Here is a 17420-nt window from a genome sequence, read left to right as displayed (position 1 = left end):
GGGCTTCTCAAAAGGGGCAGGAAGGATAAGGGATTGTTGCGGGGCAGCATAGGCGACCATGGGCGGGGGCGGCGCGGCGCACCGCCGCGGCCTGCAAGGCGGGCCGGTACCCACGGAAGGGACTTGCCGGCCGCACGGCAGTGCGCTTTGCTTGCACTTTCGCCCGCGAGCCCGCCATGACCGCCGAAGCGCCCGCCGACGTGACCCGCCAGGACGTGACCGTGCTCCTGCGCGCCTGGGGCGGGGGCGACGCGGTGGCGGCCTCGCGGCTGACCGACATCGTCTACGCCCAGGTGCGCGCGATGGCCGGCAAGCACCTGCGCCAGAACGCCTCGGGCATGACCCTGCAGGCGACCGAACTGGCCCACGAGATGTTCCTGCGCCTGCTCGAGGCCGAGGTCGAATGGCGCGATCGCCGCCATTTCTACGGCGTGGTCAGCGCGGCGCTGCGCAACATCCTCATCGACACGGCGCGTGCGCGCGGCAGCGAGAAGCGCGGCGGTGGCCGTGCCCACGTCACCTTGTCGGCCGCCGAGGACCTCGTCGGCACCGAAGGTGATGCGAGCGGCCTCGACGAGGCCTTGCGCGCGCTGCAGGCGATCGACGAACGCAAGCACGAGATCATCGAGTACCACTACCTGCTCGGCCTCAAGCGCGAGGAGATCGCCGAGGCGATTGGCGTGTCGGTGCCGACCGTCGACCGCGACCTGCGCTTCGCCAAGGCCTGGCTGCGCGAGCGGCTCGCGTCGTGAGCGACGCGCGCTGGCAGCGCCTGCAGGCGTTGTTCGACGCGCTGCTCGAACAGCCCGCCGCGACGCACGAGGCCTGGCTCGCCGCGAACGAACCCGACGCCACGCTCGCCGCGGAGGCGCTCGCGCTCGTGCGTGCGCACCTCGACGAAGAGGACACCGACAGCCTCACCGCACGCATCGGCAGCGCGGCCGGGGAGGCGCTGCGCGAACCCGCGAGTGGCCTGCGCCTGGGTCCTTACGTGCTGCTCGAGGAGATCGGCAGCGGCGGCATGGGCACGGTGTTCCTCGCCGAGCGCGTCGATTCGGAGTTCGCCCATCGCGTCGCGATCAAGATCATCCGCGGCATCGCCACGAACGACGCGAGCCAGCGCCTGCGCCGCGAGCGCCAGATCCTCGCCGACCTGAGCCATCCCAACATCGCGCGCCTGCTCGACGGTGGCACCAGCGAAGCGGGGCAGCCGTACCTCGTCATGGAGTACATCGACGGAGCGAGCATCACCGGGCACGTGCGCGCGGCGTCGATGCCGCGTGCGAAGCGCCTGCGCCTCGTGCAGCAGGTCTGCCGCGCCGTGCACTACGCGCACCAGCGCCTCGTGATCCATCGCGACCTCAAGCCCGCGAACGTGCTCGTGCGCGCCGATGGCGCGCCCGTACTGCTCGATTTCGGCATCGCCAAGCTCCTCGACGCCAATGCCTCGGGCCAGCACCAGACGCAGACCGGGATGCCGTGGTTCACGCCCGCCTACGCGAGCCCCGAGCAGCGCACGGGTCAGCCGGTCAGCACGGCGACCGACATCTACAGCCTCGGTGCGCTGCTGTTCGAGCTGATCACCGACGAGGTGCCGCGGCCCGACGCGGAAGGCCGCATCGCCGAGCCGTCGACGCGGCGCACGCGTGACGGCGCGCGCGGCGGCGACCGCGAACTCGACATCATCGTCGGCAAGGCCACGCATCCCGAGCCCGATCGACGCTACGCGTCGGCCGAGGCGCTCGCCAACGATCTCGAACGCTACCTGCGTGGACGACCGATCCAGGCCGCTCCCGACAGTGTCGGCTACCGCATGGCGAAGTTCGTGCGCCGGCACGCCTGGGCGACGGCCGCGACGCTCGTGCTCGTCGCGCTGGCCGGCGTGTTCGTGTGGCGGCTCGCGGCCGAGAACGAGCGTGCCTGGCGTGCCGAGCAGCTCGCGCAGCGCGAGTCGGCCGCGGCGACGCGGGTCGTCGACTACCTCGTCGGCCTGTTCGACGCGGCTTCGCCCGAGAAGGCCGGTGCGCGACCGATCTCGCCGGCCGAACTCGTCGATCTCGGCGTGCGCGACCTCGCCGACCAGCTCGACGAGCAGCCGATGGCGCGTGCGCGGCTGTACACCGCACTCGGCGAGATCTACGCCAAGATCGGCCAGGCCGAGAAGGGCATCGCGACGATCGAACGCGCGATCGAGCTGCAGCGAGGCAGCGGCGACGACGTCGCGCTCGCGCGATCGCTCGCGTTGTACGGCAACATGCTCAACACGAGCAACCGTTTCGGCCAGGCGGTCGAGGTGCTCGACGAAGGCATCGCGCTGCAGGAGCGTCGCGGCGACGCCGATCCCGCGGTCATGGCCGAGATGCTCACGAGCGTGTCGCTCGCGCGCGGCCGCATCGGCCAGCTCGTCGCGGCGATCTCGGATGCCGAGCGCGCGCTCGCCGCGGCCGCGAAGGCCGGCGACAAGGCCTCGATGCTGCGCGGCGAGGCCAACAACGCGCTGTCGGAGGCCTATATCCGCAACGGCGACAACGCGCGGGCGATCGGGATCGCGCGCCGCAACGTCGCCGAGCTCGAGGCGAGCGGACCCGAGAGCACGCTGCTGAGCGCACGCACCTACCTTGCGGCCGTGCTCGCCGAGCAAGGCCTGTTCGGCGAAGCCGAAGTGCTGCTGCGCGGCGTGCTCGCCCAGCGCCTGCGCACGCTCGACACGGGCAGCGACTGGGTCATCTCGCTGCGCAACCAGCTCGCGATGGTCCTGCGCAACGACGGACGTCCGGTCGAGGCCGTGGCCATGCTGCGCGAGAACGTCGAGGCGATGAAGGCGCGCGGCGAGACGAACACCCCGACGTATTCGGTCGCGCTCAACAACCTCGGCTCGTTCGGCGAGCACATCGGCGACCTCGCGTTCGCCGAGCCGCTCATGCGCGAGGCGCTCGCGCTCGCCGAGGCGGAGACCGACCCGACCAGTTCGCGACCCGACATCTACCGCCAGAACCTCGGCCGCGTGCTCATGCTGCGCGGCGAGTACCGCGAGGCGCTCGCGCTGATCGAGCGCGAGATCGTCGACGACGGCTCCGAGGACCGCCGCATCGCGCGCCTGCGTCGTCTCGTCGGCCTTGCCGAGTGGAACCGCCTCAACCGCCGTCACGAGACGGCGGCGAGCTTCCTCGACCAGGCCCAGGCCAACCTCGCCGCGAACTTCGGCGCCGAGCATCCGCGCGGCGCGACGATCATCCGTGCGCGCGCGTTGCTCGAGCGCGACCTCGGCCACCTGCCGGAGTCCGAGGCCCTGCTGCGTCGCGCGCTGGCCGTCATCGAGCCCTCGGCGGGGCAGGAATCCAATCCCGTCACCGAACTGCGCCTCGACCTCGCCGATGTGCTCGTGCGCCGCGACCAGCGTGACGAGGCGCGCGCGCTCGTCGAACGCGTGCACGCCAACGTCTACGCCAAGTTCATGCTCGATTCGGCGCCGTGCGTGCTGTTCGAGCGGCTTGCGGCGACGCTCGGCATCAAGACCGCGTTGCAGGAGCAGCGCAAGGCGGCGTGATCGCGTGTTGCCCGCGTGCTCGCATCTCGTGCGGCAGGACAATCGTCTTGCAACGGTCGACGTCGCCGATCACGGACCTGCGGTCGGCGTACCCTGGTGATAGCGCATCTGCCATCCGCGTGCCGTGCGGATCCAGATCGAGCTGCGCAGCGAGCGCACGGTCTCGCCGCCGGATCGCCGTTCCGCTACGTAGGTGACGAGGACCACGCCCTCGGCGAGCACGTGCGCCTGCATCGCCTCGGCCGTGAACGCGACGTCCTGCTCGACCGGCAGGCGCGTCATCACCTCGTCCTTGCCGAACGAGCGGCCGCTAGCCCCGACTTCGAGGAAATCGTCGGCGACCAGCGCGTCGAGCCGTGCCGCATCGGCGCGCACGACAGGATCCAGAAGGTCGCGTTCGAGTTGCAGCAGCGTATCGGTGGTGGATGCCATGGGTGCGGATACGGGTGGGCGGAGAGGTCAAGCCTAACCTGCCGTCACGGAGCGGTCGTCGATGCACGCAGGAGCGCGACGAAACGCATGTCCGCGGCACGATGCGATGGCCGCCCTCGACGGATGTCGCGGCGACGGGCAGCGATGATGATCGTTCCTGTCTTGGCACTGGACCACTTCACGACCGTTTCGCGTTTCCGTGGTGTCACGAGCCTGGAGCACGGTCATGCGGTCGAGAGCGTTCGGATGGTCGATGGCGTGGTGCGTGGCGGTACCCGCGCTCGCCCACGCACAGTGGCTGCCCGAGTGGAGCAGTGCGGACCCTCAATCCGCGGACATGCACGACGGCAGGATGATCGACGTCCTTGCCGACGCGCATGGACGCAGTGTCCTGCTCACCGAGTGGACGCACGCCAACCGTTCGGGGATCGCCTTGCGCATGTGGGAGGCCGATGGCCGCCTGGCCTGGCGCTACGACGAACGGCTCGTACTCAGCGAAGGCGTCGCGTGGTCCGGCGACGGACGGCTCGCCGTGTTCGGCGTGTTCGACGAGGTCGCCGGGGCCCGCGTGCTCGATGCCGCCAGCGGCACACTGTTGCACACGTGCACATGGCCACGCGGCGGAATGCCGGCACCGAGCGTCGGTGCCGGGCGTCGATCAGGAGCGGTCTCGAGCCAAGGTCACCTGCTGCATGTGTCGCTGCCCAACAGAGATGTCCTGGTGTCGCGGTGCGATGCCGGTGGCCTGTCGCTGCCTGAGTGGCGATGGTCGAGCGGATTCGCAACGCTGGTCACGCCGACGATCGTGCCGACCGCCGACGGGGGTGCCGTCGTGACGGCCGCCGGCGGCATCGGCGAAGGTTTCGTGACCGTTCGCTTCGGGGCCGGTGGCGATGTGGTCTTCGTCGACCGCGAGTTCGGCGACCTCGGCAATCCGCTCGGCCTGCCTGCCGTGGCCGTCGATGCGGCGGGCGCGGTGCTCGTCGCGGCGGAGCCCGAGTCGTCCGCGGGCGTGCACCGCGGACAGGTGTGGAAGATCGCGCCCGCAGGATTGCGCGCGTGGACGCGCAGGATCGCGATCCGCGATCCACTCGACGCGGCCCATCTCTTCGCCGGACTCATCGTGTCGGCCGACGGCGACGCGTTCGTCGCACCCTTCGGCGTGCGCGTCCCGGGCGGCTTCCGCGTCGTGCGCGTGCAGGGCGGCGACGGCCACGTGCTGTCCGACACGACCGCCGGCCGGATCGACCGCATCGAGGCGATGGCGAGGTCCGCCGGCGGACGCATGCTGGTCGCGGGCTCGCGTTCCGCCGGCTTCGGGAACCCCTCGGAATCGGGTTTCGCCGAGTTCGCCGCCTCGGGAGCCGCATGCCGCTTCGTTCCCCCGCTGGGCCTTCGTGACGACGGACGTGTCGCGTCTGCGCCGCAGGGCTGGATCGTCGCCGGCATCCGGCTGCCCGGTGCCGGCATCGCGAGCGCGATCGTGGTGCATCGTTTCGAGGCTGGAGGTCCATGCGACATCGTGATGGGAACGGGATTCGACGACGGCTTCGATGCCGTTCCTGCCTCCGTCATGACGCCGCGTTGAGCAGGAAATCCACGCCGGAGCGCGGGCTTTCGTCATCACGGAGTCTCGGGATGCCGGATCACGGCCGCTGCGGGAGCGACAACGCGACGAGGTCGATGACCTGATCGTCGCGTACCTGCGCAACATCGCGCCCGAGGTGGATGTTGCGTCGACGATCCTGGCGGCGGTCATCGCCCGGGGGAGACGATCGGAAGCACGGTCCGGCCATTCGCCACGCGTCGCCACCGTCGCGGTGGCGGGTAGATCGCCGGGCACGGCGCAAAAAAACGCCGGACATGACGTCCGGCGTTCCGTTTCCAGGAAAGCCCCCCAGCCTCGCGGCCGGGGGGGCTTGTGCGTGACTCAGGCCCTGCGGCGCAGCGCGAGGCCGGCTGCGAGCAACAGCATGCCGAGCAGCACGAGCATCGCGGGTCGCCCGCCGATCGGCAGGGCCACGGCCGGCGTGCCGGCCACCGCTTCGCCGCTCAAGGTCACGTCGACCGAACCGACGTCGGCGGTCACGGTGATCGTCGAGGTGTAGCTGCCGGGAGCCGTCGGGCTGAACGTGTAGGCGACCGTGCAGCTCGCGCCTGCGGCGAGCGTGAACGGCACCGCGGTGCAGCTGCCACCGGCGACCTGTGCGAACGGAGCCGCCGGCGCGGTGATCGACGTCACCGTGAGCGGGCCGCCGCCCGTGTTGGTGATCGTCAGCAGCAGCGTGCCGTCGTCGCCGACCGTGACCGTGCCGAACGCAAGGGACGGATTCAGCACGCCGACGACGCCGGTCACGCCGGTGCCGCCGAGCGTGGTCGTGCCGCTGCCCGCTGCACCGGCGTCGGCCGTGATCGCCTGGCTGGCCGGTCCGGTCGTGGTCGGTGCGAACGTGTAGTCGATCGTGCACGACGCGCCTGCCGTGATCGTGATCGGCACGCCGCCGCAGGAACCGCCGATCGAGGCGAACGGTGCCGCCGGAGCGGTCAACGTCGTGACCACGAGGCTCGCGGCTCCGCTGTTCGACAGTGTCACCGACTGCGCGGCGCTGGTCGTGCCGACCGCGACATTGCCGAACGCGACGGCGGTCGGCGCGATCGCGAGCACGCCCTGCGTGCCGGTGCCCGACAGCGCGACGCTGCCGTTGCCCGCCGCGCCGGCACTGATCGTGATCGCCTGGCTGGCCGGCCCGGTCGCGGTCGGTGCGAACGCGTAGCCGAGCGTGCACGAGGCGCCCGCGGCGATCGTGATCGGCGTGGCGCCGCAGGTGCCTCCGGACGACGCGAACGGTGCAGCCGGGGCGGTCACCGACGTCACGGTCAGGCTGGCGCCGCCCGTGTTGGACAGCGTGGTGGTCTGCGCACCGCTGGTCGTGCCGACCGCGACGTTGCCGAACGCGAGCGTGGTCGGCGCCACCGCGAGCACGCCTTGCGCGCCCGTGCCCGACAGCGTGACGCTGCCGCTGCCCGGACTGCTCGACGTGATCGTGATCGGCTGGCTGGACGGTCCGGTCGCGGTCGGTGCGAACGTGTAGGCGAGCGTGCACGAGGCGCCCGCGGCGATCGTGATCGGCGTCGCGCCGCAAGTGCCGCCGGCTGCCGCGAACGGCGCCGCGGCTGCCGTCACCGAGGTGACCTGCAGCGACACGCCACCGCTGTTGCCGAGCGTCACCGACTGCGCGGCGCTGGTGGTGCCGACCGGTACGTTGCCGAACGCGAGCGTCGTCGGTGCGATCGTGAGCGCCGCGGGCGCGAGGATCGTCGTCGTGTCGGTCTGCGCGTTGTTGCCGTTGGCCGGATCGGTCACACCGGCAGGGGCCGCGACCGTGGCCGTGTTGCTCAGCGTGCCGGTCGCCGACGGCGACACGTTGCAGGTCGCGGTGTAGGTGACGCTGCCGCCCGAAGGCAGGTTCACGGTGTCGGCGATGTTGCCGCTGCCGCTCGCACTGCAGCTGCCGCCACCGGCGGCGACGCAGGTCCACGCGACGCTCGTGCATGCGGCCGGGAACGTATCGGTGACCGTGGCGCCCGGGGCGTTGCTCGGGCCGGCATTGCTCGCGGTGATCGTGTACGTCGTGGAGCCGCCGGCCACCACCGACGTGACACCGTCGGTCTTGGTCAGCGCGAGGTCCGCCGTCGGTACCAGCGTGTCCGTATCGGTCTGGCTGTCGTTGGACGTGTCGGGATCGTCGGTGACCGCGATCGTCGCGGTGTTGGCGAGCGTGCCCGTCGCGGCCGGCGAGATCGGGCAGGTCGCGAGGTAGGTGATCGTCGCGGCCGGCGGCATCGTGACGGTGTCGGCGATGTTGCCGCTGCCGCTCGCCGTGAAGCCGGTCGCGCCACCGGTGGTCGTGGCCGTCCAGGTCGGGGTGACGCAGACCGCCGGGAACGTGTCCGCGATGGTCGCGCCGGTCGCCGCGCCGGGACCGTTGTTGGTGGCCGTGATCGTGTAGGTCACCGAGGTGCCAGGGATCGCCTGGGTGACGCCGTCCGTCTTGGTGATCGAGACGTCGGCGACCGGTTCGATGCCGAACGTGTCGGTCGCCGAAACGTCGCCGAGGCCGGTGCCGGAGAGGCCTTCCGCGATGATCGTAATCTCGTAGGGCAGGCTGCCGGGCGTGTTGACGCCGAAGTTGAACTCGACCGTCTGGGAGCTGTTGTTCGCCCATGGCGCGGTCGTGGTGATGACGCCCATCGCCACGCTCGAGTTGACGCCACCTCCGAGGGCCTGCGCGGCGGGTGTCTGCAGCGTGAGGGCCTGCGCCGTCACCGTCGTGGTGTCGGTCAGCGTGATCGTCTGCGTCGGAGAGTTGAGCAGGCGAAGATCGAGTTGGCCGGCCGGCGCCGCGCCTCCGGACAACGTCGACAGCGCGACCACGCGGAAGCGTGCGGCGACGAGGTGCACGCCGCTGTTGTTCGTGTAGGTGCGACGGATCTTGAGCGTGCCTTGCGTGCCGTTCGTGACCGGAGTGAGATCACGGACGAGGTTCGGTGCCGCGTCGGCGGCCTGCAGGGGATCGATGATTGCGGAGGTCATCGTCGTACCGATGCCATGCAGCGGTGCCGAGGTCGTCGTGAAGGCGGTCATCGTCGGACCACGCTGCGGACCCGGTGCGCCGAGGATCGCCGCGATGCCGTTCAGCGTGGCCGCAGTCGTGTCGACCAGCGTGAAGTCGGCCGCGTTGTCGCCGGTGTCGACGGGTACGCCCGTGACGGTATCGGCCTTGCGGGTCCAGCTGTGCTGGCCTGCCGTCGTGATGCCGGCCGCAGGAGCGAGGCCCGCGCCCTCCTTGTGATCGGCCGACGTGACCGAGCTGTAGCCGACCGAGTCGAGCCGGTTGGCCGTGAGCGCCGCCGCGGTCGAGAACACGGCGAGGCCGACGTCGTCCGGCAGGAAGCCGACCGTCGCCGAGGCGGGATTCACCGCCACGTTGGTCGAGCCGCTCGCGGTGATGCCGGTGCCGGTCGGGTAGGTCGAGAGGCTGTAGGTGTTGCCGGCGGGCGAAGGCGTGGTCGGCTGGCTCGTGACGAGGAAGTAGCCACGTGGCGGCAGTGCGAGCGGACCTCCGGTGCTCAGGGTCTGCGGCAGGACGAGGTACGTCGTCTCCGTACCGGCCTGTGCGCCCGAGAAGCGCCAGCCGGCGCCCGCAACGCCGGTCGGATCCGCACCCGGGATCGCGTCGATGATCGTGATCGAGTCGTCGGTGTTGTTGTAGATCTCGATGAACTCGTCGGACGAACCGTCCGAGCCCGGCGGCGTCGTGCCGGCGCCGCGCGTGCGGAATTCGGTGATGAGGATGTCACCGGGGGCGGGCGGTGCGGGACGCGCGTCGAACGTGAGGGTCCAGCCGCCGCTGATCGAACCGCCGTCGAGGTTGGCGTCGTCGATGATGTAGAGGTTCCAGGTGCCGTTCGGGTTGTCGCCGTTGAACGCCGACAACGTGTACGTGTACGGCGCGGCCGGCGCCGGTGCCGGGAACAGGTCGGTCGTGCCCGAGTTGGCCGGACGGTACGAACCGGTCACGAACGGCACGCCGGTGTTGCCGGTGACGGTCGACGGCACCGGGCGATCGGCGTAGTCGTCGAGCGTCATGTTGATGTTCGAGACGCCGGGCGAGCCCGCGCCGAAGTCGGACATGATCACGGACTTGCGGCCGCTCGGCGAGACGAGCAGGAAGTCGGTGTCGGCCGGGAAGGCGTGCGAAAAACCGTTGATCGTGACGCGTACGTTCTGCACGACGCCGGTCTCGCCGGAGACCGTGATCGGCGACGGATACAGCGACGCCGCCTGGCCCGATGTGGGGCAGGGATTCGGACAGTCGGTGATCGTGATCGCCGTGCTGTTCGTGTAGGACGTCGGCGCGCCGCCTCGCGGGGTGTGCGGTGTCGGCAGCGAGGTCGTAGCGGAGGTTCCGGCGACCGCATCGACGACGAGCCGCGCGTGCGGCTCCACCTCGAACGTCTTCGCGTTGGCGCCGGTCGCGATGCCGGCGGCGGCGACGGCCGCCAGCCAGGTCGAGACGTTTCTCACGGACAGCATCGACCGCCTCGTACGCGATCGCGTTACCAGGTACGCACTCATGGTTCCTCCCCTCGAGTGATGGAGCACGTTGGAAAGCCAAGCTTAGCGCTGCCGCGGGCAGCGATCCTGAACACATTTGCGCAAAAAGATAATCTTCCACGAAGATGCTTTTCATGCCCTATACGCATTTTGGCGTGGTCGTGGGACATGTCGTTGCCGGCGACCTTTGCTGTTTCGCAGCACGATCCGGCACGGACTGGCCTGCGGGGAGCGGCAGGGTACGGGCGAGTGACGTCGCGGCCTGGCCCGACGGTGTACGGACGCGGATACCGGCAACGACCGCGACGGATCGCCATGCCGCAAAAAAAAGCCCCGCCGGAGCGGGGCTTTCGTCAAGCCTTGCCGGAGACGTGCCGTCTCAGAGCAACGGCACGAGCAGCAGCGCGACGATGTTGATGATCTTGATCAGCGGGTTCACGGCCGGGCCGGCCGTGTCCTTGTACGGATCGCCGACCGTGTCGCCGGTGACCGCCGCCTTGTGGGCATCGGAACCCTTGCCGCCGCAGTGGCCGTCCTCGATGTACTTCTTGGCGTTGTCCCAGGCGCCGCCGCCCGTGGTCATCGAGATCGCGACGAACAGGCCGGTCACGATCGTGCCGATCAGCATGCCGCCGAGCGCCTGCGCGCCCGCGATCGGACCACCGAGCCAGCCGAAGCCGAACGCGACCACGATCGGCACGAGCACCGGCAGCAGCGACGGCACCATCATCTCCTTGATCGCCGAGCGCGTGAGCAGGTCGACCGCGCGCGAGTAGTCGGGCTTGGCCGTGCCTTCCATGATGCCCTTGATCTCGCGGAACTGGCGGCGCACTTCCTCGACCACCGAACCGGCCGCGCGGCCGACGGCTTCCATCGCCATCGCGCCGAACAGGTAAGGGATCAGGCCGCCGATGAGCAGGCCGATGATCACGTAGTGGTTGGAGATGTCGAACGTGTAGATCGGCGCCGGCACGCCGGCCGCGAGGGCCTTGGCCTGCGCGGTGACGTCGAGCTTGTGCGTGTAGTCGGCGAACAGCACGAGTGCGGCGAGGCCCGCCGAACCGATCGCGTAGCCCTTGGTCACGGCCTTGGTCGTGTTGCCGACCGCGTCGAGCGGATCGGTGACCGCGCGCACTTCGGGCGGAAGCTCGGCCATCTCGGCGATGCCGCCGGCGTTGTCGGTGATCGGGCCGTAGGCGTCGAGCGCCACGATCATGCCGGTCATCGACAGCATCGCCGTCGCGCCGATCGCGATGCCGTACAGGCCGGCGAGTTCGAACGCACCCCAGATCGCCGCACACACGGCGAGCACGGGCCACGCGGTCGACTTCATCGAGATGCCGATGCCCGCGATGATGTTGGTCGCGTGGCCGGTCGTCGAAGCCTGGGCGACGTGGCGCACGGGCTTGTACTCGGTGGCCGTGTAGTACTCGGTGATGATGACCATCGCCGCGGTCAGCACGAGGCCGACGACGCCGCACCAGAAGATGTTCGTGGCCGGGATGACGAGGCCGCCGCCGGTGTCGAGGCCGGTCGGGAACAGCTCGCGCGTGACGAACCAGAACGCGACCGCCGACAGCACCGCCGATACCGCGACGCCCTTGTAGAGCGCATTCATGATCTTGGCGCCGGGCTTGGTCGTCACGAAGAACGTGCCGACGATCGAGGTGATGATCGAGACGCCGCCGAGCACGACCGGGTAGAGCACGGCGTTCGCGTTGCCGTGGAACATGACGCCGCCGAGCAGCATCGTCGCGATCAGCGTCACCGCATAGGTCTCGAACAGGTCGGCCGCCATGCCCGCGCAGTCGCCGACGTTGTCGCCGACGTTGTCGGCGATCACCGCCGGGTTGCGCGGATCGTCCTCGGGGATGCCGGCCTCGACCTTGCCGACGAGGTCGGCGCCGACGTCTGCACCCTTGGTGAAGATGCCGCCGCCGAGGCGCGCGAAGATCGAGATCAGCGACGAGCCGAACGCGAGGCCGATCAGCGCGTGCAGCGCCTGGTCCGGCGTGAAGCCGAGACGCGCTAGGGTCACGTAGTAGCCGGCGACGCCGAGCAGGCCGAGGCCGACCACGAGCATGCCGGTGATCGCGCCGCCGCGGAACGCGACCGCGAGCGCGGCGGCGATGCCGTGGCGCGCGGCTTCGGCTGTGCGCACGTTGGCGCGCACCGATACGTTCATGCCGATGTAGCCGGCGAGACCCGACAGGATCGCGCCGACGGCGAAGCCGACCGCGGTGGCCCAGTCGAGCGCGAAGCCCATGATCACGAACAGGACCACGCCGACGATGCCGATCGTCAGGTACTGGCGGTTGAGATAGGCCTTCGCGCCGAGCTGGATCGCCGCGGCGATCTCCTGCATGCGTGCGTTGCCGGCCGGCTTGGCGAGGATCCAGCGGATCGACCAGACCCCGTAGAGGATCGCGAGCACCGCGCAGATGATCGAGAACAGCAAACCGTGTTGTTGCAGCATCTATCCCTCCCGTTAGACAGGCATTCGAAGGCGAAAAGGCTGGCCCCTGGCGTAGCGTCGTCGAGTATAGCCATGCGACGCCTTGCCACACGCGTGCAGTGCAGCAATCACGCCGTGCGGCCAGGAGTGGCGCGAGGCCTCGCGACGATCACCAGCGCGAGTGCGACGAGCCCGATCACGATGGGCCAGGTCAGGTAGCGCATCTCGGCGCCCGGAGCCAGCACGAAGAAGCTCGCCGTGTAGAGCAGCGAGCTCGCCGCGGCCGCGATGCCGACGCGTGCGACGGGCGAGAACCGCCGTTGCATCACCGCGACGCCGAGGGCTGCCAAGGCAAGCAGCGGAGCGAGGCGCGCATCGAGCAGGCGATGCGCACGCAGGGTCTGCGCGAACGCGTAGAGCCTGGCCTGCGCCGTCGGTGCGATCGCGTCGGGCCACGGCGGGTTGTCGCGATACGCGGCACGCTCCTCGAACCACGCGATGCCGGCGTGACCCTGGATCCGGTAGCCGAGCATCAGCAGCATCGTGCGTTGCCGGTGCATGAACCAGTCGCCGGTGTGGTCGAGCACGACGTCGCGCCATGCTGCAGCGAGTTCGGCGTACTGGTCGTCGCGGAACGGCTTGGACAGGCCTGCGCCGATGCCCGAGCGCGAGCGCGTGAACAGGTGCGTGTTCGAGGCCGGATCGAAGGCGCGCGTCTCGCGTAGCTCGTCTGCCGTCATGCCGGGGCCGTGCGTGAACGACGGAAGCTTGAGGTCGTTCGTGGCGACCGAGACGGCGGCGAGATCCCACAAGGCCACCGTGGGCCAAGTCGTCACGCGCTCCTCGACCACGAGCCGGTCGACGGTGGCCGAGAACGCGAATCCCGCGCCGATCAGCGCCGCGAAGGCCGGCACGCGCGTGCGCCATGACACGCCCGCGTGCGAGGCTGCGAGCATGGCGAGCGGCACGACCGCGAGGAACGCGTTGTGCCGGATCGCGGCGGCGTAGACGAGCAGGCCCATCGCAAGCCACGGCACGCCGGTGTCGCGATGCGCAGCACGCGCGAGCAGGCCGGTGGCGAGCACGAGCACCGCGGCGAGGTGCGCGTCGGTGAGCACGTGTGCCATCTGCACGAGCACGAGTGGCGCCGCTCCGCACGCGACGAGGAACGCCGCGCGTGCCCAGCCCGGACCGCGCAGCACATACGCGCACAGCGCCAGTCCGCTCCACATCATCGCGAGATTAAGGACCAGCAACGCGGCGGGACCGGCGCCGAGTCCGAGCAGCAGCGACCACAGCAGCGGCATCGTGACGGGCGACAGGTTCAAATACGTACCCGTGCGCGCCTGCCAGAACTGGTAGGCGGAGTCGAACGGATACTGGCCAGGGTACAGCACGATCAGCGACGCGATGAGGCCGATCAGTGCGGTCGCGGCGACCCACGCACCATCGCCCCGTGAGGGCGTGCGATCGGCGAGGGATGGCGACGCGGTCGTGGCTTCGTGTGCGGGAGCGTGCATGCGTCGCGCATGGTAAACGTTCGCGACGTCGCGCAGGCGTGGCGACGTGACGCGCGAGGTCAGCGTGCGGTGTGCGCTGCGATGACGAGGCACTCGTCGCGTGAGCGTCGCTCGCGGAGGTCGGCGCCGGGGAGCGCATCGAGGTTGAGTACCGCCTGCGTGTACTGAGCATCGAACGCGAGTGCGCACAGTGCCGCGTCGCGTGCACGCGCCACGTCACCTTCGCGGCGCCAGGCATCACCGAGGTTCGTCCATGCGCGCGCGTTGCGCGGCGCGTCGGCGAGGCTCGCCTGCCACAGCGCGACTTCGCTCGCGTACTCGTCATTACGCTGGTGCGTGGCGAGTGCGAGCGTCGCGCCGAGCACGGCCGCGACGACCGTCGCGAAGCGGCGTGGCAGGCGCGAAAGGCCGAGCGCGAGCAGCCACGCCGGTCCGAGCATGGCGAGGTAGAGGTGGCGATCGTTGGCCCAGTCCAGGCGTGGCAGCAGCGAGTTCGACGGTGCGAGCATCACCGCGTACCACGCGAGCGCGTACGTGATCCAGGGCGCGCGCCGGCGCATCGCGATCGCGAGCGCGGCGACGGCGATCATCGCCACGGCGATGACGAGGCTCGCCGCGTCGAACGATGCCGGAACCTCAAGCGGTGGATCGATGTTCGTGCGCAGCGTGAGCAGCGGGCCCGTGACGAGATAGGCGTGTGCGTGCAGCTGGCCGAGCAGCTGGTCGGCGAGGCTGCGCGTGGACAGGCTCACGCCGAAGAAGCGCTGGTAGCCGGCCATCGCGGCGGTCGCACATGCCGCGGCCACGAGCACGACCGCATGCGCGGACATCCGCTGCAGCGTCGTGCGCCAGCGCGTCGTCGGATCGCAGGCCGCGAGCGCGAGCACGGCGAACGGCACGACGATGCTCGTCTCGCGCACGCCGAGCGCGAGCGCGAACCACAGCGCGGCGATCCAGGCGACGCGATCGCCACGTGCGTCGGCACGTGCGTGCGCGATCAGCGCCGCGAGCACGAACGTCGACGACAGCGCGATCGAGCGGCCGCTCACGTAGGTGACTGCTTCGGTCGCCGCGGGGTGCAGCGCGAACAGAAAGGCCGCCATCAGCGCACAGAACGCGGGTGCCGTGGGCGCGAGCCGCGACTGCCAGTGCAGCACGAGCCGCCATGCGAGTACGGCATTGAGCATGTGCAGCGCGATGTTGGTCGCGTGGAACGGCCACGCCGGCATGTCGGCGCGGGCACCGAGCGCGTACGAGAGTTTCAGCAGCGGGCGGATGCCCGGCATGCTCGCCCACCATGCGGCGAGGTCGTGCACGGCAGGGTTGTCGACGATGACGGCGAAGTCGTCGAACTGGAACGCCGCGTCGAACGCGTTGGCATAGGCGATGAGGACCACGCCTGCGAGTGCGACGGCGCTGCCGACCGTCGCGGCGGCCGCGCGTCGCGGGTCAGCGGGGTGCACGCGGCTGCGCGAACGCGAGTTCGATGACGCCGACGCTGTCCCACCAGCGGTCCGGCGCATGCAGCAGGATCGCGAGCACGCGGCGGCCGTCGCGCTCGACGAAGGCGACGAGGCAGCGGCCGGCACCAGGCGTCCAGCCCGTCTTGAGGCCGCGCGCGCCGTCGAGGCTGCCGAGCAGCGCGTTGGTGGAACGCATCGTGTAGCGGCGGCCGTCGAGCGTCGCGAACGCGAACTCGGTGCGCGCGGCATCGGCCGCGAGCACCGGCTGCGCGAGCACCGCGCGCGCGAGCACGGCGAGGTCGCGCACGCTCGAGCGGTTGTCGTCGTCGTCGTGCCCGCAGGCATTGGCGAAGCGCGTGCGCGCCATGCCGAGTTCGGCCGCGCGTGCATTCATGCGCGCGATGAAGCGCGGCTCGTCACCGCCGATGTCGTCGGCGAGGGCACGGCAGGCATCGTTGGCCGAGCGCACGAGCAGCGCGGCGAGCAGGTCGGAGCGACGGATGCGCTCGCCCGCGCGCAGGCCGAGCCGCGAGCCGGTTTCGGCGGCCGCCGTGCGCGACACCGTGGCGACGGCGTCGAGGTCGCCGTGCTCGACCGCGACGAGCGCGGTCATGAGCTTGGTCAGGCTCGCGATCGGCAAGGCCTGGTCGGCCTTGCCGGCCCACAGCGGCGTGTCGTCGACCTCGACCCAGTACGCCGCGGCAATGTCGGGGTAGGCGTCGACCGGCTCGCGCGCCACCGCGGGGGCGGCGCCGAGCCAGCACGCGAGCGCGAGGATTGCCGCGTGGCGCATCAACCGCCGCCGAGCTTGTCCTTGAGGCCCTTGAGACGGTCGCGCATGGTCGGCTTGGCCGGCGCAGCCTCGGCAGCCGGCTGCGCGGCCTCGTCGGGCGTGGCGTTCGGATTGGCCGCACCGGCATTGCGCTCCTGCAGGCGCTGGCCGGCGTAGCGGTTGCAGAAATCGCGGTAGGGCGAGGCGTTCATCGCCGTGTAGCCGCGGCCCTGGCACTGCTGCGCAGCGAGCGCTTTGGCCTGGTCGGGGCAATGCGCGGCGACGAAACCGCCCTGGCGGCGCGCGTCGGCACCCGCGCAGGCTTGCGCGACCATCGACGGGCAGTGCGTGCCGATGAAGGCGAGGTTACCGCCGGACTGGGCGCTCGAGCAGGCCTTGGCGAGGATCGTCGCGCGCGGACGGCCGCAGGCTTCGAAGCCCTCCCAGACCATGCCCATCTCGTGCTCGGGGAAGCCCTTGGGCGTGGACATCGTGTCGGCGTGCTTGACGACGTTGGCGCAGTAGGCAGCGCGCTGGGACGCGCACGGTGCGTCCGGACCGATGAACGACTTGTACGCCCCCGGGATGTCGACCTGCATGTCGCAGGCCTGCTTGTTCATCGCCGCGCCGATCGCCTGCGGCGATTCCTTGCCGAAGTCGCAGTCGCCGACGCGCTTGCCGTCGTAGCGCATGACGATATTGACGTCTTCGCCCTCGGCCTTGCCCTTCATGCGCATCGAGCCGCGGTAGGCGGTCGCGCCGAGCTGCTCGTTCTCGCCTTCGCCGGTCATCGCATCCTTGCCGGTGCACTCGATGCGGTACGAGCTCTTCTGGCCTACGATCTTGAAGTCGTAGACGCGGCAGTTGTCTTCCTTGGGCACCATCGACGCCGTGGCGGCCTGCTTGGAGGTGCAGACCTCGGTCTTCTGCGGCGGCATCTGGAACGGCATGCCGGGCATCTCGATGCGGCTCGTGACCGAGTAGCGGTCGCCGCTGCCGGGTTGCGCGCCGGCGTTCGCGGCGACCGCGAGCATCGCGGCGGTGAGGACGAGGCGGGAAGACAGGCGCATGGACAGGCTCCGTACGGTTTCGATGGCCCTCGCGGGCGCGGGA

At 70.4% G+C, this 17420-nt stretch carries 10 protein-coding genes; 3 read left to right on the top strand and 7 right to left on the bottom strand.

Annotated features, from left to right (window positions below):
• Positions 1-176 precede the first annotated feature (176 nt).
• Both ACQQ2N_RS00145 and ACQQ2N_RS00140 read left to right on the top strand, forming a co-directional pair.
• Positions 177-752 (top strand): ECF-type sigma factor, encoded by a 576-nt coding sequence (locus ACQQ2N_RS00145; protein ID WP_440223635.1) that lies wholly within the window; start codon positions 177-179, stop codon positions 750-752.
• Entirely contained in the window at positions 749-3547 is a 2799-nt protein-coding gene (locus ACQQ2N_RS00140; protein ID WP_440223634.1) for a protein kinase domain-containing protein, read from the top strand. The genes ACQQ2N_RS00145 and ACQQ2N_RS00140 overlap by 4 nt, the downstream gene beginning before the upstream one ends.
• 69 nt (positions 3548-3616) lie before the next feature.
• Here ACQQ2N_RS00140 and ACQQ2N_RS00135 read toward each other — a convergent pair whose 3' ends face one another.
• Positions 3617-3979, bottom strand: coding sequence for a nuclear transport factor 2 family protein (locus tag ACQQ2N_RS00135; RefSeq protein WP_440223633.1), 363 nt, complete (start codon positions 3977-3979; stop codon positions 3617-3619).
• 226 nt (positions 3980-4205) lie between these two features.
• On the opposite strand from ACQQ2N_RS00135, the gene ACQQ2N_RS00130 reads away from it, so the two are divergent.
• On the top strand, positions 4206-5567 hold the full coding sequence (locus ACQQ2N_RS00130; protein WP_440223632.1) for a hypothetical protein: 1362 nt from the start codon (positions 4206-4208) through the stop codon (positions 5565-5567).
• A 342-nt stretch (positions 5568-5909) separates the two neighbouring features.
• Here ACQQ2N_RS00130 and ACQQ2N_RS00125 read toward each other — a convergent pair whose 3' ends face one another.
• The 6 genes from ACQQ2N_RS00125 to ACQQ2N_RS00100 form a co-directional block, all read right to left on the bottom strand.
• A complete protein-coding gene (locus ACQQ2N_RS00125; protein WP_440223631.1) occupies positions 5910-10076 on the bottom strand; it encodes a beta strand repeat-containing protein in 4167 nt (1388 codons plus the stop codon).
• A 400-nt stretch (positions 10077-10476) separates the two neighbouring features.
• Positions 10477-12573 carry a sodium-translocating pyrophosphatase gene (locus ACQQ2N_RS00120; protein ID WP_440223630.1) on the bottom strand — a complete coding sequence of 699 codons (2097 nt, stop codon included), beginning with the start codon at positions 12571-12573 and terminating at the stop codon, positions 10477-10479.
• Between the two features lie 107 nt (positions 12574-12680).
• On the bottom strand, positions 12681-14072 hold the full coding sequence (locus ACQQ2N_RS00115) for a hypothetical protein (protein WP_440223629.1): 1392 nt from the start codon (positions 14070-14072) through the stop codon (positions 12681-12683).
• A gap of 59 nt (positions 14073-14131) precedes the next feature.
• The gene (locus ACQQ2N_RS00110; protein WP_440223628.1) at positions 14132-15535 is read right to left on the bottom strand and encodes a hypothetical protein; all 1404 of its coding nucleotides are present in this window, start codon (positions 15533-15535) and stop codon (positions 14132-14134) included.
• A complete protein-coding gene (locus tag ACQQ2N_RS00105) occupies positions 15522-16328 on the bottom strand; it encodes a D-alanyl-D-alanine carboxypeptidase family protein (protein ID WP_440223627.1) in 807 nt (268 codons plus the stop codon). Before ACQQ2N_RS00105 ends, ACQQ2N_RS00110 begins: the two co-directional genes overlap by 14 nt.
• The gene (locus ACQQ2N_RS00100; RefSeq protein ID WP_440223626.1) at positions 16328-17377 is read right to left on the bottom strand and encodes a DUF3617 domain-containing protein; all 1050 of its coding nucleotides are present in this window, start codon (positions 17375-17377) and stop codon (positions 16328-16330) included. Before ACQQ2N_RS00100 ends, ACQQ2N_RS00105 begins: the two co-directional genes overlap by 1 nt.
• Positions 17378-17420 lie beyond the last annotated feature (43 nt).

This window comes from Dokdonella aquatica, from assembly GCF_051987395.1.
In the GTDB taxonomy this organism is placed as follows: Bacteria; Pseudomonadota; Gammaproteobacteria; order Xanthomonadales; family Rhodanobacteraceae; genus Dokdonella.
The sequence above is the reverse complement of the archived record's forward strand: the minus strand, read 5'-3'. Positions and strand labels throughout refer to the sequence as shown.

Coding starts and splice junctions, on each gene's coding strand:
- ACQQ2N_RS00145 (WP_440223635.1), top strand. CDS start 177: ATGACCGCCGAAGCGCCCGCCGACGTGACCCGCCAGGACGTGACCGTG.
- ACQQ2N_RS00135 (WP_440223633.1), bottom strand. CDS start 3,979: ATGGCATCCACCACCGATACGCTGCTGCAACTCGAACGCGACCTTCTG.
- ACQQ2N_RS00130 (WP_440223632.1), top strand. CDS start 4,206: ATGCGGTCGAGAGCGTTCGGATGGTCGATGGCGTGGTGCGTGGCGGTA.
- ACQQ2N_RS00125 (WP_440223631.1), bottom strand. CDS start 10,076: ATGCTGTCCGTGAGAAACGTCTCGACCTGGCTGGCGGCCGTCGCCGCC.
- ACQQ2N_RS00120 (WP_440223630.1), bottom strand. CDS start 12,573: ATGCTGCAACAACACGGTTTGCTGTTCTCGATCATCTGCGCGGTGCTC.
- ACQQ2N_RS00115 (WP_440223629.1), bottom strand. CDS start 14,072: ATGCACGCTCCCGCACACGAAGCCACGACCGCGTCGCCATCCCTCGCC.
- ACQQ2N_RS00105 (WP_440223627.1), bottom strand. CDS start 16,328: ATGCGCCACGCGGCAATCCTCGCGCTCGCGTGCTGGCTCGGCGCCGCC.
- ACQQ2N_RS00100 (WP_440223626.1), bottom strand. CDS start 17,377: ATGCGCCTGTCTTCCCGCCTCGTCCTCACCGCCGCGATGCTCGCGGTC.